The following is a 25185-nucleotide window of genomic DNA, read 5'->3' on the forward strand; positions in this document are numbered from 1 at the left end:
CGCCATCCGGACAAGGTCGAGCTTCCGATTCAACCCCGGTTAACCCCCGCGGTCGAATATCGGCCCCCTCGTAACAGGCGACCACCGGGGGGGAGATGGGCACGGCCTGCGACAACACCATCACGTATCACCCGCGTCGACGCGTGCAGCCTGTGATTGCAGCAGTCGCTGCGATGCTCGCCTTCGCAGGCTGCGGGGCCCTGGCCCAGACGAGGGCCGAGGAGCCGATCAAGCTGCAGATCATCGGCGGGCTCGCCGGTGTCACCCAATACACCAAGATCGAGCAGCCCTTCTGGCAGTCGGAAATCAGCGTGCTGTCGAAGGGCCGCATCAGCGCGACGATCCGGCCGCTCGATGCGGGTGGCCTGCGCAACCAGGAAATGCTCCAGCTGCTGCGGCTCGGCGTGGTCTCGTTCGGCACGGCGCTGCTGAGCGCGGTCGCGGGCGATGAACCGGAGCTGAGCGCTGTCGACCTGCCGGTTCTGAACCCGGATGTCGCGACGCTGCGCCGGACCGTCGATGCCTTCCGGGCGCATCTGCGCAATGTGCTGCGCCAGCGCTACGACATCGAGCTTCTCGGGGTCTATGCCTATCCGGCCCAGGTCCTGTTCTGCGCCAAGCCCTTCACCGGGCTCGGCGACCTCGCCGGTCGCAAGGTGCGCACCTCCTCGGTCGCCCAATCCGAGCTGATGACGGCGATGGGCGCGGTGCCGGTGATCCTGCCCTTCGCCGAGATCGTGGCGGCGCTGCGCGACGGGGTTGCCGATTGCGCGATCACCGGCACGCTCAGCGGCTACGAGATCGGCCTGCCGCGCGTCGCCGTCTCCGTGCATGCCTTCGCGCTCAGCTGGGGCGTCTCGATCTTCGGCGCCAACGCGACGGCCTGGGAGGCTCTGCCGGCGGATGTGCGCGACACCATCAAGATGGGTGTCGGCCGGCTCGAGGATCGCATCTGGTCGCAGACGGAAGCCGATACGCGGAAAGGTCTTGCCTGCAATGCCGGGACCGAACCCTGCTCCGGCAAGCCCGAGCGGCCGATGACCGTGGTGCCGGCCTCGCCTGCCGACGAGACGCGCCGTCGCCTCCTCGCCGAGGTGGTCCTGCCGCGCTGGTTCGAGCGTTGTGGCCAGGACTGCGTCTCGGCCTGGAACACCTATCTCAAGCCGCTCCACGCCATCGAGCCTCGGACGCCGTGATCAGCCGCCTGAAACTCATGGTCGCGGCAGGGACGGCCGTCATCCTTGCGGTGGCGGCTACCGGTGCCTTCAATCTGGTCCGGCAGCGCGAGGCCGCCGCCTGGCGCGCCGCCGAGCAGGCGCTGGAAAGCTCCGCCATGGCCGTCGAGAATGCGCTCGACCGGCAATTGCTGCAGGTCGACGGCGCGCTGGCGAGTTTCGTCACCCTGTTCGAGGTCGCACAGATCGGGCCGGGCCAGCGGGATGCGGCCAGCCAGCTGCTGCGCGGACTCAACTTCCAGACCATGGCCTTCCGCGACCTCCTGCTCGTCGGGCCGGATGGCAGCGTCATCGCCTCGGCCAAATCGAGTGGTGCACGCCATGGGCTGCCGCTTGCCGTCGCGATGGTCGGGCGGCAGCCGACGAACCTGATCGGGCCGCTGCGCAACGTCGTCACCGGGGACTGGTCGCTCTACGTCGCGCGCCGGATGCCGGCCTGGCACGGCATCGTCCCCGTCGCGGAAGTGCCCCTGCACACGCTGATGAAGCTCCTCGGCGAGACCGGCATCAGCCCCGGCACGCAGATTTCGCTCGAGCGCGCCAACGGCCAGGTCGTCGCAACCTTGCCGCATGACGAATTGCTGATCGGCAAGACCCGTGCCTCCGCGCTGCCGGAAGGGGCCGTGAACGGCAAGGCTTTCTTGGTCGGGAGCAGGGGCAGCGAGAACGGCACCCTCAACGTGGTTCGTGGTTCGCTCTATGGCGATATCCGCGTCATCCTGAGCGCGACCAACGCGGATCTTCTTGCGGATTGGCGCCAGGACCGGGACAGGACGATCACGGCGGCCATCGTCGGAGCGCTGCTGCTGGCGGCCTTTGCCGGGGCGATCCTGCTCGCCATCCACCAGCGCGAGCGCGCCGATGCCGAGCGGGCGCGGGCCGCAGCGGTGCTCGACAACGCGATCGAGGCGATGTCGGACGGCTTCGTGATGTGGGACGAGGACGACCGGCTGGTAACCTGCAACCAGCGCTACCGCGACCTCTACGCCCTGAGTGCGCCCTTCATGACGGTCGGAACGCATTTCGAGGAGATCATCCGCAAGGGCGCGGAGCTCGGCCAATATCCCCAGATGACCGTCGATATCGACGAGTTCGTGAAGGAGATCGCCAGTTGGCACCGGCAGGGCAGCGGCGCGATGGAGCGCCTGCTGCCGGATGGCCGCTGGCTCCTGATCACCGAGCGGCAGATGAAGGCCGGCGGGACCGTCGGCATCCGCACCGATATCACCGCGCTCAAGGCGGCGCTGGCCGAACTCGCCGCTGCCAATCTGCGCGCGAACGAGGCGGCGGAGGAAGCGCGGCAGCAGAACGCGGCTCTCATCGATCAGGAAAGCCGCATCCGCTTCCTGGCGCATCATGACGACCTGACGAGCCTTCAGAACCGCTTCTCCTTCCGCAGCCAGATCGCGAAATCGCTGCGGCGGGCCGGGGGTGATGCCGGGGCGGTGGCGCTGCTGTTCCTCGATCTCGATCGCTTCAAGGACGTCAACGACACGCTCGGACATCCGGTCGGCGATCTGCTGCTCCTGGCGGTCGCGGAGCGGCTGGCGACCTGCGTGCGCGATACCGACTGCGTCGCCCGTCTCGGCGGCGACGAGTTCGCAGTCCTCAGCCTCGGTCGGGAGCAGCCGCACCAGGCGCAGGTGCTGGGCGCGCGCATCATCGAGGTCTTGAGCCAGCCCTACATCATCAAGGAGCGCACGATCTCGATCTCGGCGAGCATCGGCATCGCCGTGGCCGAGGGGACTGATTTCGATGCGGACCTGCTTCTGAAACAGGCCGATCTCGCGCTCTATCAGGCCAAAGCGCTGGGGCGCGGCGTCTGCTGCGTGTTCACGGCCGAGATGGACGAGCAGTTGCGCGCCCGGCTCGCGCTCGAAGCCGACCTGCGCGAGGCGATCGAGGAGCGGCAGTTCGAATTGTCCTACCAGCCGATCTTCGACCTCAATTCCAGCAAGCTCTGCGGCTTCGAGGCGCTGCTGCGCTGGCACCATCCGGAACGCGGCCTCGTCGCGCCGGCGGAGTTCGTGCCGCTGGCGGAAGAGACCCGGCTGATCGTCGAGCTCGGCGAATGGGTCCTCCGCCAGGCCTGCACCGATGCGGCCCAGCTGCCAGGCGACCTGCGCATCGCGGTCAACCTGTCGCCGGTGCAATTGATCTTCGGCGATGCGGTCGCGACCGTGCGCGACATCCTGCGCGAGACGGGGCTCGATCCGGAGCGGCTCGAGCTGGAGATCACCGAGACCGCGCTGCTCGCCAACGATAACCGCAATCTCGGGACGCTGAGGAGTCTTAAGGAGCTCGGCGTGCGCATCGTGCTCGACGATTTCGGGACGGGCTATTCGAGCCTCAGCCATCTCAGGCTCTTCCCGCTCGACAAGGTCAAGATCGACCGCTCCTTCGTGCGCGACATGACGGCCCATTCCGACAGCGCGGCCATCGTGACGGCGGTCGCGGCGCTGGCGGCCGAGCTCGGCATGACGACGACGGCGGAGGGCATCGAGACGCAGGACCAGCTCGATGCCGTCGACCGGGCCGGCTGCACGGAGGCGCAGGGCTACCTGCTCGGAAGGCCGCATCCGATCCTGCATGCTGTCCACACGACCCTGTTCAGGCGCTCGCCGCGCCATCGCAACGGGCAGCGGGGCGGCCGCACGGTCGACTCGTCCGACACGCTCTAGCCCGTCGGAAGCTCGGCCTGCGGGGAGCACTGCTGCGATCAGCCATAGGCTTCCGCAAGGAACTGGCCGAAGCGGGTCGCTCCCGGCCGGGGCTGCAGGGCGATCAGGCGGGAGTCCAGCGCGGAGGCCTTCCGATGCAGGACGGCTTCCCGATAGACGGGGTCGCGCAGGAGTTCGACGAAGGCCTGCACGCTGGGATATTCCGCGACGAAACAGAGATCCCAGTATTCTCCCCACGGCCCGATCAGCATCGTCTCGAACCGGCCCTCCCAGACGATCCGGGCGCCGATGCGGGCGAGCACCGGCTCGCTGGCCCGGCCGTAGCTCTGATAGGCCTCGACGCCGCTGGCCTCGCGGCCATCCGGATAATCGGCGTGCTCGCGCAGGCGGATCAGGTTGAGCAGGTGGATTGCGCCCTGATGCTCGCCATCGCGCAGCGCGAGGTAACGTGCCTTCTCGATATCGATATAGTCTGACATGTTCATGACCTTGCGGGTGCTGCGGGTTGCGAGCGTTGTTCCGGTTATCGTCCGGACCCGCCGAACCGGGCCGGCCGGCGTTCGAGGAAGGCGCTGATGCCTTCGCGGACGTCCGCCGTATGGGCCAGTTGCGCGAACTGCCCGGCTTCGACGGCTAGCCCCTCGTCGATGGAGAGGTTGATGCCGCGGGTGACGCTCGCCAGGCAGGCGCTGACCGCTGCCGGCGACTTGCCGAGGATCGTCGTCGCGAGCTGCCGCGCCCGCTTCAGGAGCCGGGCCGGAGGCACGACCTCGTTGATCAGGCCGATCTGCACGGCTTCCTCGGCCGGGATCGGCTCTCCGGTCAGGATGAGCTGGAGGGCCCGCTTGCGGCCGACATGGCGCGGCAGGCGCTGCGTTCCGCCGAAGGTCGGGGGAAAGCCGAGATTGATCTCCGGCTTGGCGAAGCGGGCATGCTCGCTGGCGATGGCGAGAGGACAGGCCTCGACGATCTCGCAGCCGCCGCCGAAGGCGAGGCCGTTCACCGCGGCGATGACGGGCTTGGGAAAGTTCTCGATGCGCCGGGTCAGGGCCTGGCCGCGCCCGACGAAGTCCCGCATGGCGGCGGTGACGCCAGCCTCGAAGCTGAGCGAGAAGCCGGCGATATCGGCCCCGGCGCTGAACGCCTTTTCGCCGGCTCCGGTCAGGATCACGATGCCCACGGAATCGTCGCGTTCGATCGTGTCGAGATCGCGTTGCAGCATGTCGATCGTCGCATAGTTCAGCGCGTTCAGCTTGTCCGGCCGGTTGAGCGTGAGGGTGGCGATGCTGCCGGCGATCTCGATCAGCACCGGGTGCTCCGTCGTTGCGTTCATGATCACGGCTCCTGCCTCTGCTGCGTGGCGGGACGTTGCAATCAGGCTGCGGATCGAACAAACGGGTAATCTTCTTGGGCACGTGAGAAAATTTCACTTCGGTGAATGGCGCCGGATCGCGTGTGCCGCGAGAAGCCTGACAGGAGGTGAGTGCGATGCGCTCCCGGTTACCCCCGCTGAACGCGCTGCGCCTGTTCGAGGCGGCCGCGCGGCTGTCGAGCTTCAAGAACGCCGCCGAGGAGCTGCTGCTGACGCCGAGCGCCGTCAGCCACGGCATCCAGTCGCTGGAGGAATGGCTCGGCGTGCCGCTCTTCCTGCGGACCTCGAAGGGATTGGTGCTGTCGGAGGCGGGGCGCGCCTATGTCCCCGTCGTACGCCAGGCGCTCGACCTGCTGGCCAGCGGCAGCGCGCAGGTCATCAACAGACATGGCTCGGGCCAGCTCTCGATCAGTGCGGCGCCGACATTCGGGGCGCGCTGGCTGCTGCCGCGATTGCACAAGTTCCGCGCGCTGCATCCGGAGATCCAGATCGTCATCGACACCGCACAGGAGCGGGCGGAGCTGTCGGAGGGCGGGGTCGATCTCGCGATCCGCATGGGGCGCGGCAACTGGCAGGGTGTCATCGCCGACAAGCTGGTCGCCGAGGAGCTGGTTCCGGTCTGCGCGCCGTCGATCCGTGAGCGGGTCCAGGGCCTCGCGGATATCGAGCAGGCGCCGTTGATCCATGTGACCCGAACCAGCGAGGATTGGGCGACCTGGGCAGCGGAAACCGGCCGTCCCGTGCCCGATATAGCGCGGGGCCTGCGCTTCGACACCATCCAGATGGCGTTCCAGGCGGCCTGCCGGGGGCTCGGCGTCGCGATGGGCCGCAAGCCACTGGTGAACGAGGAACTGGCTTCGGGCGCGCTGGTGGAGGTCTGGGAGGCGGTCCCAAGCAAGACCGCTTACTGGCTCGTCGGAGCCGAAAGCCGGGCGGATGATCCGCGCATGACCGCGTTCCGCTCCTGGATCCTGCAGGAAAGCGCGGCGCCAGCCACTTGAGTTCCTCAAGGCTGCGACGGCGCGACGCGTGAAAATCGTTCACGCGGAGATCAATATTACTCATTTGCCTCGCGCCGCCACCGATGCGCATTCGAGAGCTTCCCGATCATGTGGTGGCTCATGAGTTTCGACCTTCTCCTCGGCTTTGCCGTCTATGCCTTCGTGACGTCGATCACGCCGGGGCCGAACAACACGATGCTGCTGGTCTCTGGAGCCAATTTCGGGTTCCGGCCGACGGTTCCGGCCATTCTCGGGGTCAATCTCGGCTTCTCAGCCATGGTGCTGGCGGTCGGGCTCGGCATCGGCACGGTCTTCACGGCCTTTCCGATCCTGCACGACCTGCTGCGCTATGGCGGCGCGGCCTATCTCGCCTATCTCGCCTGGAAGATCGCCCGCTCCGGGGCGATGGGCACGGAAAGTGCCGGCAGCGAGCCCTTCGGCTTCGTGGACATGGCGGCCTTCCAGTGGATCAACCCCAAGGCCTGGATCATGGCGATCGGGGCGGTGGCGACCTACACGCCGCAGGATGGTTTCTTCTCCAACATCCTGATCGTAACGCTGGTCTACATGCTTATCAACGCGCCCTGCATCATCGCCTGGGCGGGCGTCGGGACGATGCTGCGCGGCTTTCTTGGCGATGCGCGCTTCCTGCGCGTCTTCAACATTGCGATGGCGCTGCTGCTGCTCGCCTCGCTCTATCCCGCGCTCGTCCCGGCAGCCTGAGGGCTACCGACGATTCCGTCGCGGTGGCATGCGAACGCTCTGCAGAGCATCGGAGGCTTCGGAAGGAGGCATTGCCGGCAATCATCGGCGCAAGGTCACCGCCGGTGATAGGCGCCGGTCCAAATCGCAGGTAGGAAAGAGCAACCGGTTTTTGCTAGGTGTTTCTTCGTGAAGCTCCGGTACCCGCGAGGCCTCCCTTGAACCTGCCAGCCACAGGACGTTTTGTTTTCAGGCGTGCCGAGCTTTGGGCCGACGGCGTGATCCATGTCCTCGGCGTTGCCTTGGGATTGGGAGCCGTCGCGACCCTGATCGTTCAGGTCGCGAGCAGCGCTCCGCTGTTCGACCTGATCCCTGTTTCGATCTACGGCGCGGCCCTGCTCGCCGTTCTCATCGTTTCCGCCACCTACAACATGTGGCCGATTTCGCCCCGCAAATGGTTCATCAGGCGCTTCGACCATTCGGCGATCTACGTCCTCATCGCCGGCACCTACACCCCGTTCCTGATGAAGCTGAGCGGGAGCGTTTTGGCTCAGGTTCTGCTGGCGGTCGTGTGGCTCGCGGCCGCTGCCGGGATCGTCATCAAGGTGGTTTTGCCGGGCCGGTTTGACCGCCTGTCGATCGCGCTTTATCTCGCGATCGGTTGGAGCGGCCTGCTGATCTGGGAAAGCGTCAGCCTGCTGCCGGCGACCACCCTGTGGTTGATCGTCGCCGGCGGCGTTCTCTACTCGATCGGGGTCATCTTCCACGTCTGGGAAAGCCTGCCGTTCCAGAATGCGATCTGGCACGGCTTCGTTCTCGTCGCTTCCGGCTGCTTCTACGGGGCGGTGTTTCGGGCTTATGCGATTGCGCCGATCGTGTGAGCCACTGAGACGCGGTGGCGATCGGCTTCAACCCATAATGTCTTCGACGATCTGGCGAAGCTCTTCACGGGTGAGGCCGCAGGGCTCGGGTGCCCAATCCCGGGGGGCTCGTGGAGCGGTCGGCGCAGCATGAAGCTTCGGGCGGCCACTGCGTCGGGAGGCATTGTCTAAGAGGAGCGGGTTCGGGGTCGTCGTCTTCAATTTCAATCGAACTTGATGTTGCATATTGTTCCAATTGCCGGAGGCGTAGCCTACGCGGCTTAGAGAAATCGTCGATTGCAACGCAATCGGCGCGGCGCCGCTTCATTTGCGGCGATCAAACTATGAATACGCGGGAAAAGCTCAGGGCTCATTGGGAGCGGGAGCAGGCCGGACACTCAGGTCGACGCTGCCTCTATATGCAGCGAGTGTGGCGACATCAAGTCTGGCCAACTCAGTCAACGCCGGGAAAACAGGAACCGGCCAAGTCGGCAGATTCTAACGCGCTGTCCGTACAAGGAGCTTTGGAGCGGGTACCGGGAATCGAACCCGGGTATTCAGCTTGGAAGGCTGCTGCTCTACCATTGAGCTACACCCGCATCGGGCGCCAAATTCCCCATCCGACCCGCCAGTGTCAAGGGGCCGATCAGGGTTGTCCGCCAGATGTCGCCCTGGCGCGCTCCCGTCTCTCGCCAGGGAGACGGCCGCCGGCCTCAGAAGCCGAAGTTGAAGCCGGCCTTGACGATATCCCCGGCGGTGCGGGCGCGCATGATCGCATATTGCGAGGGCGCGAGCCCGGTATAGTCCTGCAAGGTCAGCTTCTGGTTGCCCAGGTCGTAATGCGTGTAGTCGAGCCTCAGCGTCATGCCGGGCATGATCGCATATTCCACGCCACCACCCAGAGCCCAGCCGCTGGCGAGACCTGACCGGGAGGCTGCGGCGCCCGAGGTCGTGGCCGGATTGTCTGGCGCGATCGAGCCCTTCTGGTCGACGAGCCCATAGGCATAACCGCCGCTGCCATAGATCATGACGTCGCCAAGGACGAAGCCGGCGCGGGCGCGGACCGTGCCGAGCATCGAAACCTCGTTCTCGGCGCGGGTGGTGAAGCGAGTCCCGCCGGGGCTGGCCGCGACCGTCTGGCTGCCGCCGAGGCGCGTCGCCGAGAGGTCGGTTTCGGCGCCGATGACGATGGCGCCGATCTGGTAGTTAAAGCCGAACTGCGCGCCGCCGACCATGCTGCTGCCGTCGGGCGTCAAGCTGCGCGGCACCGCCAGCGGATTGATCGCGCTGGCAGCGAGGATCGGTGTGCCGAACGTCGTCGTCGTCGTTGTGGTGGTCCCGGCAATGGGCGACGTCGTGGTGACGGTCGTGGTGGTGGTCGTCGTGGGCGTGAAGGTCGGACTGCCGAAGGGGCCTGCCACCGTCGTGCGGTCGCCCTGACGGCCACCGCCGAGCGAGCCGCCGACATAGAAGCCGGTCCAGCGCGGGCGTTCGGGCAGCAGGGTGGGCAGGACGGGCGCCATGGCCTGCGGTGCCACACCCTGAGGCGTCGTGGGCAGGGTCTGACGTGGCACCCCTGACTGAGCCGGCGAGACGCCGCGCGGCGTGTAGTCGGCGCGGCGGGCGCGGGGCTGCTGCACGGCGGGGCAGACCGGGCAGGTCTGGGCGACCTGGACGCGGTTGCGGCTGGGCGCGGTTGCAGCCAGCCGCAGGGCCGCGGCGGTGTGGTCGGAGACAGGATAGAGCCGGGCATAGAGCCGGAAGGATTCGGCATCGCCCGCGAGAATGGCCTCGGCCCAGGCGCGCTCGTCGGTGCGCTGGGCGAGGATGCGGTTCAGGCGCAGCGCGGTCTGATCCTCGGGATTGATGGCCAGCGTATTGCCGTAGATGTCGCTGCGGTCCCAGGCGATCGCGGTGCGGGCGGCATCGGCCGGCGACATGGCGCGCAGCGAGGCCAGCGTCGGGCGCGCCGTCAGGGGCACGTTGCCGGCGGTGGCGGGCTGGGCCGCAGGGGCGCCGGCCGGGCGCTGGAAGAAGCTGAATTCGGTGATCAGCGAGGAGGTGTCCCAGGGGATCTGGGTGCCATTGGTGGAATCGTAGACGGCGAGGCGGATGCGGCGGAAGATCTGCTCGACGGCGAGGCCCGGCTCGCGCGCCTCGCGCAGGAAGGCGGTGGTGAAGGGGCTGTTGGAGCCGGTGCCGTCAGCTGCGGTGGAGCCCGGCGAGGTCGCGAAGGCGACGAAGGTGCCGCTGCCGGAATCGACGCGGGCGAGGCCGGCCTCGTTGCTGATGCCTTCATTGGCGCCGTCGACGATCTGCAGGGCGAGGCCACGAGCGACCTGACGGTTGGCGAAGGGATTGTCGCGGCAGGCGTCGAGGATCGCGATCTTCGACTTGGCGCCGGCACCGTCGAGGCGGCGCAGGATATCGCCCAGCGAGAGCGATTGATCGGCGATGCTGGTCGCGATCTGGGGGCGGATATCGGTCGGCAGGATGTAGTTGGCGCCGTCGAGCTGCACGGCGTGGCCGGCGTAATAGACCAGCGCCGTGGAGTCGGCGCCGCTGCGGCGGACCTTGTCGATGAAGACATCGAGTGCGCTGCGCAGGCCGGCAAGCGAGAGATCGAGCGCCGGCGTGATGTCGAAGCCTGCTTCCCGCAGCATGGTGCTGGTGGCATTGGCGTCGTTCAAGGCATTGGGCAGCTTCGTGACATTGGCATAGGCGCCATTGCCGACGACGAAGGCGAAGCGCTTCTGGGCGAGCGCGGGTGTGGCGCCGAGGCTCAGCGCGGCGAAGGCTACCGTCCAAGCTGCGATGAGATACGCATAGGCCCGGGCATGTATCCGCATGCTGCTTCCCCTGCGCGAGAAGAACGACTCGCTGGACCCTGTCTGACGCCCGCGATTCGAAGGGGCGTCCGCCATATGATGGAGGTTCCCAGAAAGCCTGCACTCGAAGCAACATCAAACCGCCGCTGGAAAGCCACGATCCGGAACCGGCTCAGGCGGTCTATTCTTCAGGTTTCGCCTGATGTTGGCAGCGTCAATCGCAGCGGTTCCTCAAGCGTAATCGCGCGGGTGTGACTTAATTGTCCGGTATCGGAGAGCTTGTTCCAGCCGTGCCGCGAGGGCAGGGTCGGACGACGCTCCTTCAAATGAATGAGGCGTCGGGGCGGTGCTTCGGCTCGAATACCGGGGACGAAGCCGGGCGGCAGCGGGCATGACGAGCGATCCAGCGATCAATCCCTATGATGCCGTGGCCTATCCCGGCCATTCCTTCGCGCAGACCCATCCGGCGCGTCTGGCGACCATCGCGGATTTCCACGGCTTGAGCCCGGCCCTGCCAAGCGCGATGCGCGTGCTCGAACTGGGCTGCGGACGCGGGGGAAATCTCATCCCGATGGCGGCGCAGTATCCCGACAGCCGCTTCCTCGGCATCGACCTCAGCGGTGACTCCATCCGGCAGGCAAGCGCCAATGCCGCGGAGCTTGGCCTGAGCAACCTCGCTTTCGAGCAGCGCGACATCCTCACTGTCGGCGAGGAGATCGGGACTTTCGATTACATCATCGTCCACGGCGTCTATTCTTGGGTGCCGGACGTGGTGCGCGAGCGAATCCTCGCGCTGTTCGGGCAATTGCTGGCGCCGCAGGGCGTGGCCTATGTCAGCTACAATGCCTTGCCGGGCTGCCGGCTGCGCGATCTCGCGCGCGACGTCATGCTCTTCGCGGTCAAGGACATCGATGACCCGCGCGAGCGGGTCAGGGTCGCTCGCGCCGCCCTGAAGGAGATCGCCGAAGCGAGCGATCCCGACAGCTTCCATGGCGCGGCGCTGCGGCAGCGCCTCAAGCAGATCGACGAGCTGCCCGATAACGTCTTCTATCACGACGATCTCAATCCCGGTGCGCGTGCCTTCGCGCTGCACGAGGTGCTCACGGTCGCCGAGCGAAATGGCCTGCAATTCCTGGCCGAAGCCTCGTTCCCGAACCTCTACGGCGCTGCCAAGGGGCCGGCCCAGCAGATGCTCGACAAGCTGCCGTTGGAGCAGGCGGCCCTGCGCGAGCAGGTGCTCGACCTGCTGATCGGGCGCGCCTTTCGCGAGACGCTCCTGTGCCGTGCCGATGTCCCGCTCAGCCGCGGCGTCCGGCCGGACTCGCTCAGGCCTTATCATCTTGCCGCCAATGCGCGGCTCGCGCCTGCCAAGGACGACGAGAAGCCCGGCGTCCAGCGCTTCAGCTTCGACGAGGGCGTGCAGCTTGCCGTCGATCTGCCATTGTGCAAGGCGGCGCTCGGCATCCTCAGCGCGATCTGGCCGGCGAGCATCACCTGGGATGAGCTGGTCGAACGGTCCTGCCGCGAGGTGGCCGGCGAGCTGGGGCCGGACCGCGCGCATGAGGTCGCGAGGCTGGACGAAGCCCTGATCGCGATCTTCAAGGCGGGGTTACTCGACATCCGATTGGAAGCGCCGCCGCTGACGACGGCGATCAGCGAGAAGCCGGCGGCCAGCGAGATCGCGCGCTGGCAGGCTGCGAGCTCTGCCGAGGTCACCGATCTGCGTCACCGGACTGTGCAGCTCGACGGCGTCGTCGTGCGGAAGTTCGTCAGCCTGCTCGACGGCTCGCGCGACCAGGGCATGCTGCTCGACGCGATGAACGCCTTTCTCGACGAGACTCGCGGCTCCGGCATCACGGTTCCCGGTCTGCCGGAGCGGGCCACGGCGGAGGAGGTGGCGATGCATCTGAAGGATGTCGCGCGCCTCGGGCTGCTGCGGGCGTGACGATTGTGAAGCGCTAGTGCCGGGCGTAACCTTGCGGCAGGGGGCGATGGGGCGCAGGCCAGCGGAATGAGCGAGCGCTTCCGGCAATTCCAGGCGCTGTTTCCGGAGGAGGCTTGCCTCGCCGCGCTGATGCGCTTGCGCCGTGGCGGGACGCGCATGAATTGCCCCGCCTGCGGCCGGCCGGCGCAGTTCGAGCCGCGCCCGAAGCTGCGCGGTTTCGCCTGCCAGCATTGCAATTACATGATCCATCCGGCGGAGGGGACGCCGCTGGAGAGCCGGCGCACGCCGCTGCAGCTCTGGTTCTACGCGCTGAAGATGGTGTCGGAGCAGCCGGGCAAGGGCATTGTCGGCACGATCGCGCGCGAGGCCGGCGTGCCGCAGGTGATGGCGCAGCGGCTGGTCGACGATCTCGCGGCGCTCGCCGGGCGGGGCGATGCCGGCTGGCTTGAGATGCTGCGCAACCTCGTGACCGGGAAGCCGGAAGCGGCCGCGGCGTCGGTGCCTGCAAGCCCGCTGCCTCCGCATCCGTCATCCGCTCCGGGCGCGCCGACCCCTGCGCGACAGGTGGCGGCAGAGCCGCCGCGACCCGCTCCGGCGCGGCCGGCTGCGGTTGCTCCAGCCCCATCTGCCGCGCCGCAGCCGGCAGCCGTTCCTCCGGCCTCCGCGCGAATCTCACCCGCCAAGCCGGCGGCCGCTGCCGAGCCGCCCGATGCGCGGCCGAAGAAGGCTCCTTCCGGACGCAAGGCGATCGCGGCCGTCGCGGCCGGCGTCGCCTGCGTGACGGCCGCTGTGCTCGGGCTGGCCTATGCGCGGCTCCAGCAGCCGGAGCGGCCGCAGCCGGAGCGCGGGGTCGAGGTCGCGGCGGTCGAAGCCCCGGCGCTGAAGGATGCGCCGGCCCGGCCTTCGCTGATCCTGTCCTCGGTCGAGCAGGATCTGGAGGGCGCGCGTCAGGCAGCCCAGTTCGCCCTCGACAACGATCCCTCGCTGGCGGCGATCAAGCCGCAGGAGGACGCGCCGACCCAGCAGGTGCCGGTCAACCAGCTGCAGCTGCCGTCCAATATCCTGCTGGTGCCGCCGAAGATGCAGGGTGGCCCGCCGCCGGGGCCGGTCTCGCCCAGCGGTGCGCCGCAGCCCCCGCCGCAGATTTCCAGCGGCGACCCCGACCAGGTGCTGACCTTCGGGCCGATCAAGATCCGCCGCCACCTCGTCGACACCATCGTGCGCGCCAGCAAGGTCGTCGGTGCCGACCCGACCCTGCTGATGGCCGTCGCCGACAAGGAATCCTCGTTCTCGACGGCGGTGAAGGCGCAGACTTCCTCGGCGACTGGGCTCTACCAGTTCATCGAGCAGACCTGGCTCGGCGTGATCTACGAATTCGGCACGAAGCACGGGCTCGCAGCCGATGCGAAAATGATCGGCAAGTCCGGCCGGCAGTTCGTGGTCAGCGACGCTGCCCAGCGCCAGCGCATCCTCGACATGCGGCGCGAGCCCTATATCTCGGCGCTGCTGGCCGCCGAGATGCTGAAGCGCGACACGCTTCGGCTGGAACGGGCGCTGGGACGCCACCTCACCGGCGGCGAGATCTACCTGATCCACTTCCTCGGCCCGGACGCGGCGCAGACCTTCATCGAGACGATGGAAGAGCAGCCCGGCGTCAAGGCGGCCGAACTCCTGCCCAAGCCGGCCCAGGCCAACCGGCCGATCTTCTATGCCGATGCCGGGGGTGAGACCAAGGTGCTCACGGTCTCCGAGGTCCACAAGAAGTTCAACGAGATGATCAAGGTCAGGCTCGACCGCTACAGCGCGGTCAGGCCGGGGCAGGGGCCCGGCATCGCCCGGCCGCAACCGAAGAAATGACGCCTTGCCGCCGCGTGCGGCCATCCGCTCCCAGCGAGCACTGAAAGGAGACGATCCATGCCGGCCAACCGTTTCGAACAGGTCGACGAGCCGCCGACCGATGCGATCACGCTCAAGCTGTCGGAGCGCGGTGGGGAAGCCTTCGGGCATGTGCTCTGTCCGGCCGATCTCGCCGGCGGGCATCTCGTCAATGATTTCGTCAGCGACGAACTGGCCGCGAAGGATGCTTTCCGCACCGCGATCCGCCTCGCCAATGAGATCCAGGCGCCCATCGTGGTCGAGGACAAGGCCGGCGTCTGGCAGGACGAATGGGGCGTGCTGTATCGGGAGGATTGATCGCGGCAAAAGCCGTCATGCTCGGGCTTGACCCGAGCATCTCTGCGACGAGATTCTCGGGTCTCCGCTTCGCTGCGCCCGAGAATGACGGTTGAGGCTTAAGTCTCACTCGATCCGGAAATACTTGATCCCCAATCCCAGCTTGCCGCTCTGGCGGGCGAGGTCGAGCTTGAGATTGGCGAAGAACTCGCTCGCGGGCGAGGGATTGGGGCCGGAGAGCGCCGGCAGCGGCTCCTTGGTGACGAGCGCGAGCACGGTCTGCGGACGCGCGGCGCCGCCGGTCGATTCGAGCTTGAGGTTGAAGGTCACCTTGTTGCCCTCGCGCTTCATGAAGCTCGCGAGATTGTAGACGAGGCCGTCATCGCCGATCAGCACGACATCGAGATTCTGGCCGCCCCCAGCCTCGACCGAACCGTTGAGGATGTCGCCGCTCTTCATGTTGAAGGCGCCGATCTGGATGCGCGGGCTGCGATCGATGCCGATGCCGGGCCGGCGCAGGAAATCGACCATCGGGCATTGCGCCTCGGTCATCGGCCGCAGATGGATCTGCGCCTCGAAGCCCTGCGCCGCCTTGAAGGCGCTGTCGAAGGCGACGAAGGGCGCGGACGAGCTGCCGAAGCCTTCCAGCGTCGCCTTGCGGTCGCCGATCTCCAGCGGCCAGAGGAAGAAGCAGGAGCCGCCGTCATAGTCGCGGACATAGCGCTCGATCCGCTCGGCCGGCGTGCGCGGCTCGGGGTCCGGAACGATGGCGGTGGTCTGCGGCTGCGGTGATGGAACGCTCTGGCTGAGAGGCGGCGTCGGAATGACGACCGCGACAGGCGGCGGCTCCGGCGGCTTCACCTCGACGACAGGCGGGGGCTTGACGGGTTCGGCCGCAGGCGGACGAGCCGGCGCCTGCTGCTGTGGCGGCTCGGTGTTCACGGCAACCTGCGAGCCGGGTGAGCTTGACGGGGGGCGCTGCGGCCGTTGGGGCTGCTGCTGCCCCGTTTGCGGTTGCGCAGCCGGAGGCTGTGCCACCGCGGGCGGCGCGGGTGGGTTCAGCGGGGCCGGAGGCTTCTCGGCGGCCGGCGGGGGCGTCGTGGGTGCTGCCGGCTGCGCGGGTGCTTCGGTCAGCGCTGGGGGAGCGCTCGCCGGCGGGGGCTTCGCGGCAGGCGCCTCGGTCAGGGCAGGCGGTGCGTTCACCGCGGCAGTCGGCGTGCTGGCCGAGGGCTGCTCCGAGAGCGGCGGCGGATCGTTGGTCGCGACCCGTGCAGGCTGCCCGCCACCTATCGTCGTCCAGGCGTAGAAGCCGCCGCCGGCCAGTAGCGCGAGCGCGGCGATGCCAGCGACGAGCGGCAGGGGCGAGCGGCCCGGCTTGTCCGTGGCGGTCTTGCCGATCGGCGTCTTGGCAGCGGCCTTCTTGCCCGAAGCTGGCGCTTGCCAGACGGCGACCTCGGCCATGTCGGCGGGGCGGTCCTTCGGGTCGGGCGCCAGCATGCGCGCCAGCAGGGGGCGGATGCGCGCATCGACAGCCGAGAGATCGGGCAGGCGGCGGCGTTTGTCGATGATGTCGACCTGGGAGCCGCCCATGTCGATGGCGCGCCCGGTCAGGGCCTGCGCCAGCACCAGCGCGAAGGAATACATGTCCGAGCGGCCGGAGACCTCGCCGCCATAGAGGCCGAGCTGCTCCGGCGAGACATAATTGTACTTCCCGGCGAAGCCGGAGCCGATCACCGTGCCTTCGCCGAGGATGCTGGAACGGGCGATGCCGAAATCGATGATCTTGGCGCGGGAGGGATCGCCGCCCGGCAGAATGATGTTGTCGGGCGAGATGTCGCGATGGATGATGCCGAGCCGGTGCGCGGCATGCAGGCCAGGCCCGACGCGCTGGCGCAGGATGTCGGCTTCCTCGACGCTCAGCGGCCCCTGCTGGATGCGCTCTGAGAGCGGCTGGCCGTCGACGAACTCCATCGCCAGATAGGGCGTCTCGCTTACCGGATCGATGGCAAAGACGTAGTAGCGGACGATGGCCTCGTTATAGAGGTTGTGCAGGGCCGCCGCCTCGCGCCGGAACAGGGCGAGCACGGCGTCGTCGCGGGCCATGTCGGGGCGGATCATCTTGATCGCCACGGCGTCGCCGGTCTGGATCGCGCGGCCCTTGTAGACCTCGCCCATGCCGCCGACGGCGATCAGGCTCTCGATCTCGTAGATGCCGTTGAGCTTCGTGCCGAGGCGGGCATTGGCGCGGGGCGCGAAGACGGTGCGTTCGGAATCGTCGCTCATGGCGTGGTGCTCCCTGGCGTCGCATTCCCCCTGACGGACCGGTTCGGCATCCAGCGTGTCCTTTCGCTCGTCCCCTGTCGATAGCGCACGATCACGACGGTGACATTGTCGCGCGCGCCGCGCTCCAGCGTCAGCGCCAGCAGGGCGTCGCAGGCGGCTTGCGCGCCGCCTGCCTCGACGGCGGCCAATATCTCGGCGTCAGCGACATGCTCGGTCAGCCCGTCGGAGCAGAGCAGGAAGGCGTCGCCGTCGGCGATCTCGCCGTTCTCCAGGTCGAGTTCCGGCGTCTCGTGGACGCCGATCGCATGGGTGATGACGTGCCGGCGCGGCGAGCGCTTCGCCTCCTCGGCGGTGAGCAGGCCGCGATCGACCATGTCCTGGACCTCGGTATGGTCGCGCGAAACCTGCGCGATGCGGCCGCTGCGGACGAGATAGATGCGGCTGTCGCCGGACCAGAGGCAGGCGAAATGGCGCTGGTGGATCAGCAGGCAGACCAGCGTCGCGCCCATGGTCGCGCCGCGCCGGTCGATTTCGGCGCGCAGATCGTCATTGGCCTTGAGTATGCCGGCTTCCAGCATGGCAAGCAGGTCCGGCGCCGAGCCCGCGGCGCCGACCGCCTCCAGCGCCGCGACCACGGTCGCGCTGGCGAGCGCGCCGTTCTCATGCCCGCCCATGCCGTCGGCGACGGCCCAGAGGCCGATCTCCGGCCGCAGGATGAAATTGTCCTCGTTGGCCGTGCGGACCTTGCCGGTATGGCTGATGCAGCCGGTCTCGAAATCCGGGTTCCGGCGCGGGGCGTCGTTCATGGCATCGCCCTCATGGTCCGGCGCGCTCGGGCGCGAGATGGCCGTCGAAACGGCCGGTGAGCAGGCCGGCGAAGAGATAGGGATCGGGCAAGGCGTGGCCGGTCAGCGCCAGCGGCTCGAAATTCGGACCGCCGATCGTCCAGAGATAGCACGCATGGGCATAGGAGCGGGCATGGTCCTCGACGCGCAGGGCCGCCAGTCGCTCCGGGAAGCCGGAGGCGATCGCGGCGCTGACGATGGTGCCGTCGGCGAGCCGCACCATGTCCTGCGGCGGCGCGGCGAGGTGATGGTCGTTGGGGACGGGCAGGGCGGAGAAGCGCTGCGCCACGGCCTCGTAGCTCGCTTGCGGTTCCAGCGCCTGGAGCAGGAAATCCTCGATCGCCTCGAACCATGGATCCTGCGGGTCGAGTTCCGGCGGCGGGATCGCGGCGCCCGGGCTGCCGGCCGCGAAGACCGTCAGCGGGAAATAACGGCCGACGCCATCGACGGAGGGCATGAAAGCGCCCGCCACCGTCTGTCCGCCATGGGCGCCGCCGAGCCAGAAACGCCAGATCGGGGCGTTGAGATAGGCTTCCTGCCAGCGATTGCCGAGCTCGAGCCGGCTCGCGGTCAGGCCACCCTGCAGCCATTTCTCGTAAGTCCCGAGGAAGCCGGAGGGGGCGTTGAGCGCGATGAAGTCGCGCTTGGCCGGGAGCTTGCCGAAGAGGCCGCAGGGCACCTTGTCATATCCCAGAGGGGCAGCGGATTTCCCGCAGCGCCGGCAGGATCAGCGGGTTCTTGAGCGAGCCGACGCCGAAGGAATAGCCAACCTGCCGGCCACCGGCATTCAGGTTGAAGCCGACATTGTCGCCCTGCTTCAGCACCGAGCCGGCATCGAGCAGGCGGAAGAAGGACCAGGTGCCTTCCTTCTCGAAGAGCTTGGCCTCGCCGCCCTGCGCGCCGCCGCCTTGCTGGCCCGAGGAGAAGAAGCCGCCGCTGAACATGCCGCCGGAAGCGTTGCCGCCGCCACCGCCCAGCGTCAGCGTCACCGCCGTCTTGCCGACGCCGCCGCCCGGCCACATCACCGGGGTCGGCGTGTTGACGCCCTGCTGGCTCGTCACGGTGAAGCCGTTGATCTCCAGCTTGGCATTGGCGGCATCGGCCGAGAGCGCGGTCGGCGTCACCACCATCTGGAAGGAGGGCAGGTTGCCGCCGGTCGGGAAGAAGGCCTCCTTGATCTCGCTGGCGCGTTGGAACTCACGCAGCGTCGTCGGCGAGAGCGCGCGGGCGACGCGGCTGTCGACGCGCCAGTTCCATTGCGGCTTGGAGGTGTCGACGAAAGGCTCCAGCCGCTCCTTGTAGAACTTGTCCATGATCTGGCCGGGCGCGAAGAGCCGGGCGAAATCGGCGAGCGGCACATCGCGCGTGCTCGCCTTGGTGAAGGGATAGCGGTTGTTCATCACCTCGGTGCAGACGCGGGTGACCTGCTCGGCGAGCGCCTGCCGCAACAGCGCGACCGTCGCGCCGGTGGCATCGCCCTCGAAATCATTGACCGCCTGGATCACCATGCCATCGAAAGGCGCGGGATAGCGCGAGGAATTGGCGCGCAAGGTCGCGATCAAGGGCACGAGCGCGGCATTCGCCGCCGCCGACTGCGCCGGGTTTGTCGCGGCTGTCGCGAGGTTCTGGTTGATCTCTGAGAACGTCTGCAGGAGCTGGTCCACCGGCCGGCGGCCGAGATCGCCGTCGACCAGCACGTGGAAGGGTTTGAACTGGGATTCGATATCGGCGCCGAGCGCGGTATCGGGCCCGCCGCCCGCCAGCACGCGGTCGACGCCGGGCGCGGCCAGCGGCAGGTTGGTGCCGAGGCGGCTCAAGGCATTGCTGGCGCGCTGGGCCAGCGTATCGGCGGCGGCCTGTGCCGCAGCCTGGGCGACGGCCTTCTTTGCGTTGGGGCGTTCCTTGGTGAGCTGCGTCTCGTCGCGGAGCGCCTCCAGCACCTGCTTGAACGGGGAGGTCGCGGCGGCGATGGCGCTGAGCGCGACATAGCGCGGCTTGTCGGCGTTGAGCGGCCGGAGCTTCAGGCGCTTCAGCATGCGCTGCCAGCTCGCGGCATAGTCGCGACTGTAGAGCTTCATCAGGTCCGGGAACAGTGTGGCGTACTGGGCGGTGATCGCCTGCTGATCGAGGTTCTCGCCGAGGACCCAGCGCTCGCGCTCGATCTGGTCACCGATATCGCCGAGCTTGGCGATGAAGGCGTTCTGGAAGCCGTCATAGGTGTAGAAATAGGGCACGCGGATCTGGTCGAGATCCTCGCCGGTGACGCCTTCAAAGACGAGGCGGACATCGGAGCCGCCGCGCTGCGAGACGACCCAGTCCTTCTGGCTCTCGCTGCGGGACTGGGTGCGCAGGAGCTCATAGGCGCGCTCGGCGATGCTGAGGCGGCGCAGCGTTCGCTGGCTCTGCTCGATCAGCGACTGGTTGAGCTTCACGATCGGCTCGCCCGTGCCCTCGTCGAGGTCGAGCATCGCGGCGAGATGCTCCTCCAGCGCCTCGCGGCCCTTGGCATTGGCCGGGCCGGGGAAGAGGTTCTCGGCCCAGTCGAGCCGCATCCAGGACGTCACGAGCTCGCGGTCGAGCTTCGCCTGACCGCCGACCATCATGTAGACCTTGAGCGCCTCGTAGACGAAGCCGGGGTTGTTGGCGTTGGCCTCGAGCTGTTCCTCCAGCCGGAAGATGATGCGCGAGCGCAGCATCCGCTCCAGCGCCTGCTGATAGGTGATCTCGGTCGCGTTCTGCAGGCGATCGCGCTGGCTGAGCCCAAAGGTCGCGAGCGTCGGCGTCGGCTCGGCTTTCGTCGCATAGCCTGTCGGCATGTTCCGGAGCTTGTGCAGCAGCGGCAGCACGCGGCTGAAATTGCGGTCTGAGATCGTGGTTTCCTGCAGGACCGGCGCGGCGGCGCTGCGATAGTCGGAAAGCCCGTAATTGGTCGCGGTGATCAGGTCGCTGTTGCGCGAAAAGCTCGTCCACCACAGGCCGAGCGCGGCGAGCGAAAGCAGCGCGACCGTGGCGAAGCCGGCGATGCGGAGCGCGGTGGTGCGGCGGGCGGCACCGAGATCGGTCGAGACCCAGCCGGATTCGCCGATCACGACCTTCTGCACCAGCTCGGTCAGGAAATAGCTCTTGCCCTTGCCGGAGAAGGAGGCTGCGCCGGCATGATCCGAGCCGAAATTGCGCGAGAGCGCGCCGATCAATTGATCGATCGGCGTGCCTTCCTGCGTGCCCGAGGTGAAGTAGAAGCCGCGCAAAGTCGCATTGGCGTGGTAGCGCGTCGGCTCGAAGACGCGGGTCAGGAAATCGACGATGGAGCGCTTCAGCGTCGCCATCTGGCTCGGGAAGCCGAAGATCTGGGCGCGCGCCGTCGGGTTGTGCTCATCCTGGAGACGGTCAGGCAGGCGCTCGTTCAGCCGCTCGATCAGCGCGTCATATTCCGGCGGCACATCGCCGATCATGTTGCGGGTCTTGTCGGCGGTCTGGAAGGTATGGCCCCAGACCATGCGCCGCTGTGGCTCGGTCAACTGGCCGAAGAACTCGTTGAAGCCTGCGATCAGGTCGGCCTTGGTGAAGACCGCATAGACCGGGAAATCGACCTTCAGGCGCTCGTGCAGTTCGAGCAGGCGGGCGCGGATCGCGTCGGCATGGGCGGCGATCTCCTCAGGCGAGGAGGTCAGCAGGTCCTCGACGCTGATCGCGACGAGCACGCCATTGATCGGCTGGCGCGGGCGATTGGTCTTGAGCAGGTCGAGGAAGGAAAACCAGCTCGACTTCTCGGCCTTGGTGTCGGTGTCCTGCGTGGTGTAGCGGCCGGCGGTGTCGATCAGCACCGCATCCTCGGCGAACCACCAGTCGCAATAGCGGGTGCCGCCGGAGCCTGCGACGGCGGCTGGCGTCGCGCCACGCGCCAGCGGGAATTTCAGGCCGGAATTGACCAACGCGGTCGTCTTGCCGGCGCCGGGCGGGCCGATGATGACGTACCAGGGCAGGTCGTAGAGATAGTCGCCGCCCTTGCCGCGCGCGCTCTTCAGCGTCGCCAGCGCATCCTTCATCGCGCTGGACAGCGCGGCGCCGTCGCCGGTCGACTCTTGCTTTTCCAGCGCTTCGGTCAGCGCCGCCGTCGCCTTGCGACGGCGGATGACGATGAGAGCGATCCAGACGAGCGCGCCGACAAGGAGCAGCACGGCGATGGGCAGTCGGACCCAGAACGACTCGAACGGCCGGACCTCGCCGAAGGCGACGAAGGGACCGCCGAACCAGATCAGCGCGGCGAGCGCGACCGCGCCGATCAGGATGGCCACGATGCGGAGCCAGGTGGCGAGATTCATCGTCCTGCCTCCTAGTTCTGACGCTGGATCAGGATTTCGACGCGCCGGTTCTGGGCGCGGCCGTCGGCGGTGGTGTTCGGCGCGATCGGCGTATCGGCGCCCTTGCCCTCGAAGCTGATCCGGTCCGGCTTGCTGAGCTTGGCCTTCAAGCCGTCGCCGACGGCCTTGGCACGGGCCTGCGACAGTTCGACATTGGACGGGAAGCGGGCGGTGCGGATCGGCACGTTATCGGTATGGCCGACGACCTTGATGGCGCCGCCCTCCTGCTCCAGCACGGCGGCGATGCGCTCGATCAGCGGCTGGAACTCGGTGCGCACGGCGGCTTGCCCCGGTTCGAACAGCGTGATGCCGACGAGGCGGACGATGACGACGTTCGGTGTCACCAGGCAGACGATCGGCGGCTGCACGGCGGCGCAGACCTTGGGCGGCTGTGGTGGTGGCGGGGGAGGTGGCGGCGGGGCCGAGAAGACCTTGCGCATGATGCCGATCTCGCCCTTGGGATGGACCGAGAGCAGGGCGGTCGAGGCCGCCTCGGCATTGCCGGCGAGCAGCGCGCGGAAGACGAAATAGACGCCGAGCAGGGCGACGGCCGCGATCGCCGCCACCGACCAGACCGGCACCTTGAAGCCGGCGACCGCCTGCGCGATCGCCTGTCCACGCCAGCGCGGCGACAATTCGGGATCGGGCTGCTTCACCCGGCGCAACGTCTCGAACAGGTTGCGCTGGATCATCTGGAGGTTGTTGGCGCCGCCGGCCGAGGTGCGGTGAATGCCCTGGAAGCCCAGCGCCAGGCAGGCATGCATCAGCTCCAGCAGGTCGTAATTGACCGATGGGTCGGCCTTGGCCTTGTCGAGCATCTCGAAGAAGCGCACGCCGCCGATGCGCTCACCGAAGAAGCGCGAGAGCATGCTGTACTGCGTCCAGACATGGCGGTCGTCGCCGGGGATATTCTGGACGATGTCGTCGGCGCTGGCGGCGATGACGTATTTCGCGGTCTGCGCGGTCTCGGCCGAGACGCCAGCGGCGCGAACCTCATGCTCGAAGGCCTCGATCGTTTCGCCAACCTGGCCGAGAAGCTGGGCGAAGGGCGCGTTGGAGAGGTTGGCGCGCATCCGCCCGAGCAGCAGCAGCAGCGGGCTGGCTGCACGCAGAAGCGGGTTGGCATTCGGCGTCAGCAATTGGTCGCGGCGCGGCAGGGACTGGCCGCCGCCGGCCGGAGGCGGCGGGGCCTGCTGGCGCTGCGGGATCGGCGCCGGGTTCGACATCCATTCGTCGCCGGTGCCGGGCACGCCGGGCGAGGGCACCTGCGGCGGCTGATAGGGCTGGGGTGCCTGCTGTGGCGCGGCCGGGGCCGGCGCGGCGGGAGCGGGCGGCAGGGGCGCGCGGCGCCCGCCGGGGTTCGGCCTGATGATCGTCCGCTCGGAGCGGCCGAACGGATCTGAGGGCGAACCCGGATCGCTCATCGCCTGCCCTCCAGAACGGCCCAGAGCTCGAGCTCGAGATCGGGCCAGTCACCGGAAAAATGCATGCCGATCGAACTCGCCGTCGAGAATTCCGGCCAGAGCGGCGAGGTGCGGTCGAGATAGAAGTATACATGATCCGTGAGCGCGCGGATCTGCGGCGGCGGTGTCGGCAGATGGACGAGATTGATGCCCGGCAGATGGGCATGGACGATCTCGTTCATCTTGGTGTTGGGGCCGATCTTGAAGAGCTGCGGGAACTGCGCCTGGATCTCGGTCAGCGGGCGGCGCGCGGCGACTTCCAGCACCAGCGTGGCGTTGCGCACGAGGCTGCGGTCGCGGATCGTCGACATGAAGGCGTTTTGCGCGCGCTCGACGATCTCCAGCCGAATGGCGCGGCGGCCGAGATTGGCCGAGAGGAAGTCCTGGATGTCGCGCACGACCGGGGCGAAGCAATTCTCCAGGTCATCGTGATCATAGGCCGGATAGTCGCGGGCGCGACGCTCGGCCGTGGTGAAGGTCGCAAGCTCGCCGGCGAGCGCGAGGAAGGTCGAGAACAATCGCTCGGGATGGACGAAGCGCGAGCGGCGCATGTGCTTCAGCACGGGAATGCTGCGGTTGAGAAGCTGGAGCACGAAATAGTCGGCGCTCTGCAGGCCGCCGCCCGCCGTCGGATCGGCGGCGTAGCGGGCCAGTTCCTCCAGCTTGTTGTCGATCCAGCCGATGACGCGGTCGAGCCAGCCCTCGATCACCGGATAGGCCGAACAGACCAGAACGGGCGGGGCAAATTTCTCGTCGAAGAGGATCGCGCGATCGCGCACTTCGAGGATGCGGCCGAGCGCGAGGCCGACATAGCCGGCCTTCGAGGTCTTGCGCAGCTCCAGCGTCAGGCGCGGATGGGCGACGTCGATCTCTTCTTCCGTTCGCAGCGAGGCGGTGGAATCGATCAGCATCTCGTTCGCCGGGACATAGCGGCTGGCCGAGCCGTTCAGCGTGTCCTCGACCTCCCGTGTATTGGCGGCGGCGAGCGGCAGCGAGAGCCAGACGATTTGCCCGGCGGCGTTCTCCGGCACTTCGATCGCGGCGGGCAGCGGGCTGTTGTCAGGCAGTGCGAAGGGCGTGCCGTCCGGCATCACGCCGACGGCGCGGCGCAGGCCGATGCGGCTTTGCTGGGCGAGGTCGCGGTCGATCTCCAGCACCGAGAAGCCCCATGGATAGGGCGAGATGGTCCTGACGCGGCTTTCCAGCAGGTTTTCGAGATAACGGTCGCTCTGCTGGAAGTGATGCGGCCTGAGAAACAGTCCTTCCGACCAGACGACCTTGCTGTACCACGACATTCCGGTCTCGCTCACTCGACGGCAGGCTGGGCGAGCTTATACGGGTCCTACCCAAGCGTCACCAAACGAATGCTAGCGCGCCGCGCGGGAGCCGCCATCATTGACTTGAAGGATGCGGCGGGGCGATTTTCACGGCAGTCCT

At 67.7% G+C, this 25185-nt stretch carries 17 protein-coding genes and 1 tRNA gene; 8 read left to right on the top strand and 10 right to left on the bottom strand.

Annotated features, from left to right (window positions below):
• Positions 1–173 precede the first annotated feature (173 nt).
• Positions 174–1196 carry a TRAP transporter substrate-binding protein gene (locus AC3WMA_RS24870; RefSeq protein ID WP_492287942.1) on the top strand — a complete coding sequence of 341 codons (1023 nt, stop codon included), beginning with the start codon at positions 174–176 and terminating at the stop codon, positions 1194–1196.
• Positions 1193–3916: a bifunctional diguanylate cyclase/phosphodiesterase gene (locus AC3WMA_RS24875; protein WP_492287943.1), complete on the top strand. Its 2724-nt coding sequence runs from the start codon at positions 1193–1195 to the stop codon at positions 3914–3916. The genes AC3WMA_RS24870 and AC3WMA_RS24875 overlap by 4 nt, the downstream gene beginning before the upstream one ends.
• A gap of 38 nt (positions 3917–3954) precedes the next feature.
• Here AC3WMA_RS24875 and AC3WMA_RS24880 read toward each other — a convergent pair whose 3' ends face one another.
• Both AC3WMA_RS24880 and AC3WMA_RS24885 read right to left on the bottom strand, forming a co-directional pair.
• Positions 3955–4395, bottom strand: coding sequence for a DUF1330 domain-containing protein (locus AC3WMA_RS24880; protein ID WP_492287944.1), 441 nt, complete (start codon positions 4393–4395; stop codon positions 3955–3957).
• 44 nt (positions 4396–4439) lie between these two features.
• A complete protein-coding gene (locus AC3WMA_RS24885) occupies positions 4440–5249 on the bottom strand; it encodes a crotonase/enoyl-CoA hydratase family protein (protein ID WP_492287945.1) in 810 nt (269 codons plus the stop codon).
• 155 nt (positions 5250–5404) lie between these two features.
• On the opposite strand from AC3WMA_RS24885, the gene gcvA reads away from it, so the two are divergent.
• The 3 genes from gcvA to trhA all read left to right on the top strand — a co-directional run bounded on the left by gcvA (position 5405) and on the right by trhA (position 7872).
• Complete coding sequence (gene gcvA, locus AC3WMA_RS24890; RefSeq protein WP_492287946.1) at positions 5405–6289, top strand: transcriptional regulator GcvA; 885 nt, start codon at positions 5405–5407, stop codon at positions 6287–6289.
• A gap of 120 nt (positions 6290–6409) precedes the next feature.
• Positions 6410–7012: a LysE family translocator gene (locus tag AC3WMA_RS24895; protein WP_492287947.1), complete on the top strand. Its 603-nt coding sequence runs from the start codon at positions 6410–6412 to the stop codon at positions 7010–7012.
• Between the two features lie 197 nt (positions 7013–7209).
• A complete protein-coding gene (gene trhA / locus AC3WMA_RS24900; RefSeq protein WP_492287948.1) occupies positions 7210–7872 on the top strand; it encodes a PAQR family membrane homeostasis protein TrhA in 663 nt (220 codons plus the stop codon).
• Positions 7873–8376: 504 nt separating this feature from the next.
• Here trhA and AC3WMA_RS24905 read toward each other — a convergent pair.
• A tRNA-Gly gene (locus AC3WMA_RS24905) sits at positions 8377–8450 on the bottom strand.
• 114 nt (positions 8451–8564) lie between these two features.
• Positions 8565–10700 (bottom strand): caspase family protein, encoded by a 2136-nt coding sequence (locus AC3WMA_RS24910; RefSeq protein ID WP_492287949.1) that lies wholly within the window; start codon positions 10698–10700, stop codon positions 8565–8567.
• Between the two features lie 370 nt (positions 10701–11070).
• On the opposite strand from AC3WMA_RS24910, the gene AC3WMA_RS24915 reads away from it, so the two are divergent.
• The 3 genes from AC3WMA_RS24915 to AC3WMA_RS24925 all read left to right on the top strand — a co-directional run bounded on the left by AC3WMA_RS24915 (position 11071) and on the right by AC3WMA_RS24925 (position 14817).
• On the top strand, positions 11071–12624 hold the full coding sequence (locus AC3WMA_RS24915; RefSeq protein WP_492287950.1) for a methyltransferase regulatory domain-containing protein: 1554 nt from the start codon (positions 11071–11073) through the stop codon (positions 12622–12624).
• Positions 12625–12690: 66 nt separating this feature from the next.
• Positions 12691–14481 carry a transglycosylase SLT domain-containing protein gene (locus AC3WMA_RS24920; protein WP_492287951.1) on the top strand — a complete coding sequence of 597 codons (1791 nt, stop codon included), beginning with the start codon at positions 12691–12693 and terminating at the stop codon, positions 14479–14481.
• Positions 14482–14538: 57 nt separating this feature from the next.
• Positions 14539–14817 carry a hypothetical protein gene (locus AC3WMA_RS24925; RefSeq protein WP_492287952.1) on the top strand — a complete coding sequence of 93 codons (279 nt, stop codon included), beginning with the start codon at positions 14539–14541 and terminating at the stop codon, positions 14815–14817.
• 105 nt (positions 14818–14922) lie between these two features.
• Here AC3WMA_RS24925 and AC3WMA_RS24930 read toward each other — a convergent pair whose 3' ends face one another.
• Genes AC3WMA_RS24930 through tssK form a run of 6 tightly spaced genes read right to left on the bottom strand, consistent with a single transcriptional unit; the run spans position 14923 to position 25043 of the window.
• On the bottom strand, positions 14923–17079 hold the full coding sequence (locus AC3WMA_RS24930; protein ID WP_492287953.1) for a serine/threonine-protein kinase: 2157 nt from the start codon (positions 17077–17079) through the stop codon (positions 14923–14925).
• Positions 17076–17885 (bottom strand): PP2C family protein-serine/threonine phosphatase, encoded by an 810-nt coding sequence (locus AC3WMA_RS24935; RefSeq protein ID WP_492287954.1) that lies wholly within the window; start codon positions 17883–17885, stop codon positions 17076–17078. Before AC3WMA_RS24935 ends, AC3WMA_RS24930 begins: the two co-directional genes overlap by 4 nt.
• A gap of 10 nt (positions 17886–17895) precedes the next feature.
• Positions 17896–18603 carry a type VI secretion system-associated protein TagF gene (gene tagF, locus AC3WMA_RS24940; protein WP_492287955.1) on the bottom strand — a complete coding sequence of 236 codons (708 nt, stop codon included), beginning with the start codon at positions 18601–18603 and terminating at the stop codon, positions 17896–17898.
• A 4-nt stretch (positions 18604–18607) separates the two neighbouring features.
• Positions 18608–22246 (bottom strand): type VI secretion system membrane subunit TssM, encoded by a 3639-nt coding sequence (tssM, locus tag AC3WMA_RS24945; RefSeq protein WP_492287956.1) that lies wholly within the window; start codon positions 22244–22246, stop codon positions 18608–18610.
• Positions 22247–22257: 11 nt separating this feature from the next.
• Positions 22258–23709, bottom strand: a complete 1452-nt coding sequence (tssL, locus tag AC3WMA_RS24950; protein ID WP_492287957.1) for a type VI secretion system protein TssL, long form — start codon at positions 23707–23709, stop codon at positions 22258–22260.
• Positions 23706–25043, bottom strand: a complete 1338-nt coding sequence (gene tssK / locus AC3WMA_RS24955) for a type VI secretion system baseplate subunit TssK (RefSeq protein WP_492287958.1) — start codon at positions 25041–25043, stop codon at positions 23706–23708. Before tssK ends, tssL begins: the two co-directional genes overlap by 4 nt.
• Positions 25044–25185: the final 142 nt, after the last annotated feature.

The sequence above is a fragment of the Allobosea sp. FW305-C-101 genome, from assembly GCF_058783685.1.

What these genes read in the sequence shown, in the direction of transcription:
- AC3WMA_RS24870 (WP_492287942.1), top strand. Translation starts at nt 174, where the DNA reads ATGCTCGCCTTCGCAGGCTGCGGGGCCCTGGCCCAGACGAGGGCCGAG.
- AC3WMA_RS24880 (WP_492287944.1), bottom strand. Translation starts at nt 4,395, where the DNA reads ATGTCAGACTATATCGATATCGAGAAGGCACGTTACCTCGCGCTGCGC.
- AC3WMA_RS24885 (WP_492287945.1), bottom strand. Translation starts at nt 5,249, where the DNA reads ATGAACGCAACGACGGAGCACCCGGTGCTGATCGAGATCGCCGGCAGC.
- gcvA (WP_492287946.1), top strand. Translation starts at nt 5,405, where the DNA reads ATGCGCTCCCGGTTACCCCCGCTGAACGCGCTGCGCCTGTTCGAGGCG.
- AC3WMA_RS24895 (WP_492287947.1), top strand. Translation starts at nt 6,410, where the DNA reads ATGAGTTTCGACCTTCTCCTCGGCTTTGCCGTCTATGCCTTCGTGACG.
- AC3WMA_RS24910 (WP_492287949.1), bottom strand. Translation starts at nt 10,700, where the DNA reads ATGCGGATACATGCCCGGGCCTATGCGTATCTCATCGCAGCTTGGACG.
- AC3WMA_RS24915 (WP_492287950.1), top strand. Translation starts at nt 11,071, where the DNA reads ATGACGAGCGATCCAGCGATCAATCCCTATGATGCCGTGGCCTATCCC.
- AC3WMA_RS24920 (WP_492287951.1), top strand. Translation starts at nt 12,691, where the DNA reads ATGAGCGAGCGCTTCCGGCAATTCCAGGCGCTGTTTCCGGAGGAGGCT.
- AC3WMA_RS24925 (WP_492287952.1), top strand. Translation starts at nt 14,539, where the DNA reads ATGCCGGCCAACCGTTTCGAACAGGTCGACGAGCCGCCGACCGATGCG.
- AC3WMA_RS24930 (WP_492287953.1), bottom strand. Translation starts at nt 17,079, where the DNA reads ATGAGCGACGATTCCGAACGCACCGTCTTCGCGCCCCGCGCCAATGCC.
- AC3WMA_RS24935 (WP_492287954.1), bottom strand. Translation starts at nt 17,885, where the DNA reads ATGAACGACGCCCCGCGCCGGAACCCGGATTTCGAGACCGGCTGCATC.
- tssM (WP_492287956.1), bottom strand. Translation starts at nt 22,246, where the DNA reads ATGAATCTCGCCACCTGGCTCCGCATCGTGGCCATCCTGATCGGCGCG.
- tssL (WP_492287957.1), bottom strand. Translation starts at nt 23,709, where the DNA reads ATGAGCGATCCGGGTTCGCCCTCAGATCCGTTCGGCCGCTCCGAGCGG.
- tssK (WP_492287958.1), bottom strand. Translation starts at nt 25,043, where the DNA reads ATGTCGTGGTACAGCAAGGTCGTCTGGTCGGAAGGACTGTTTCTCAGG.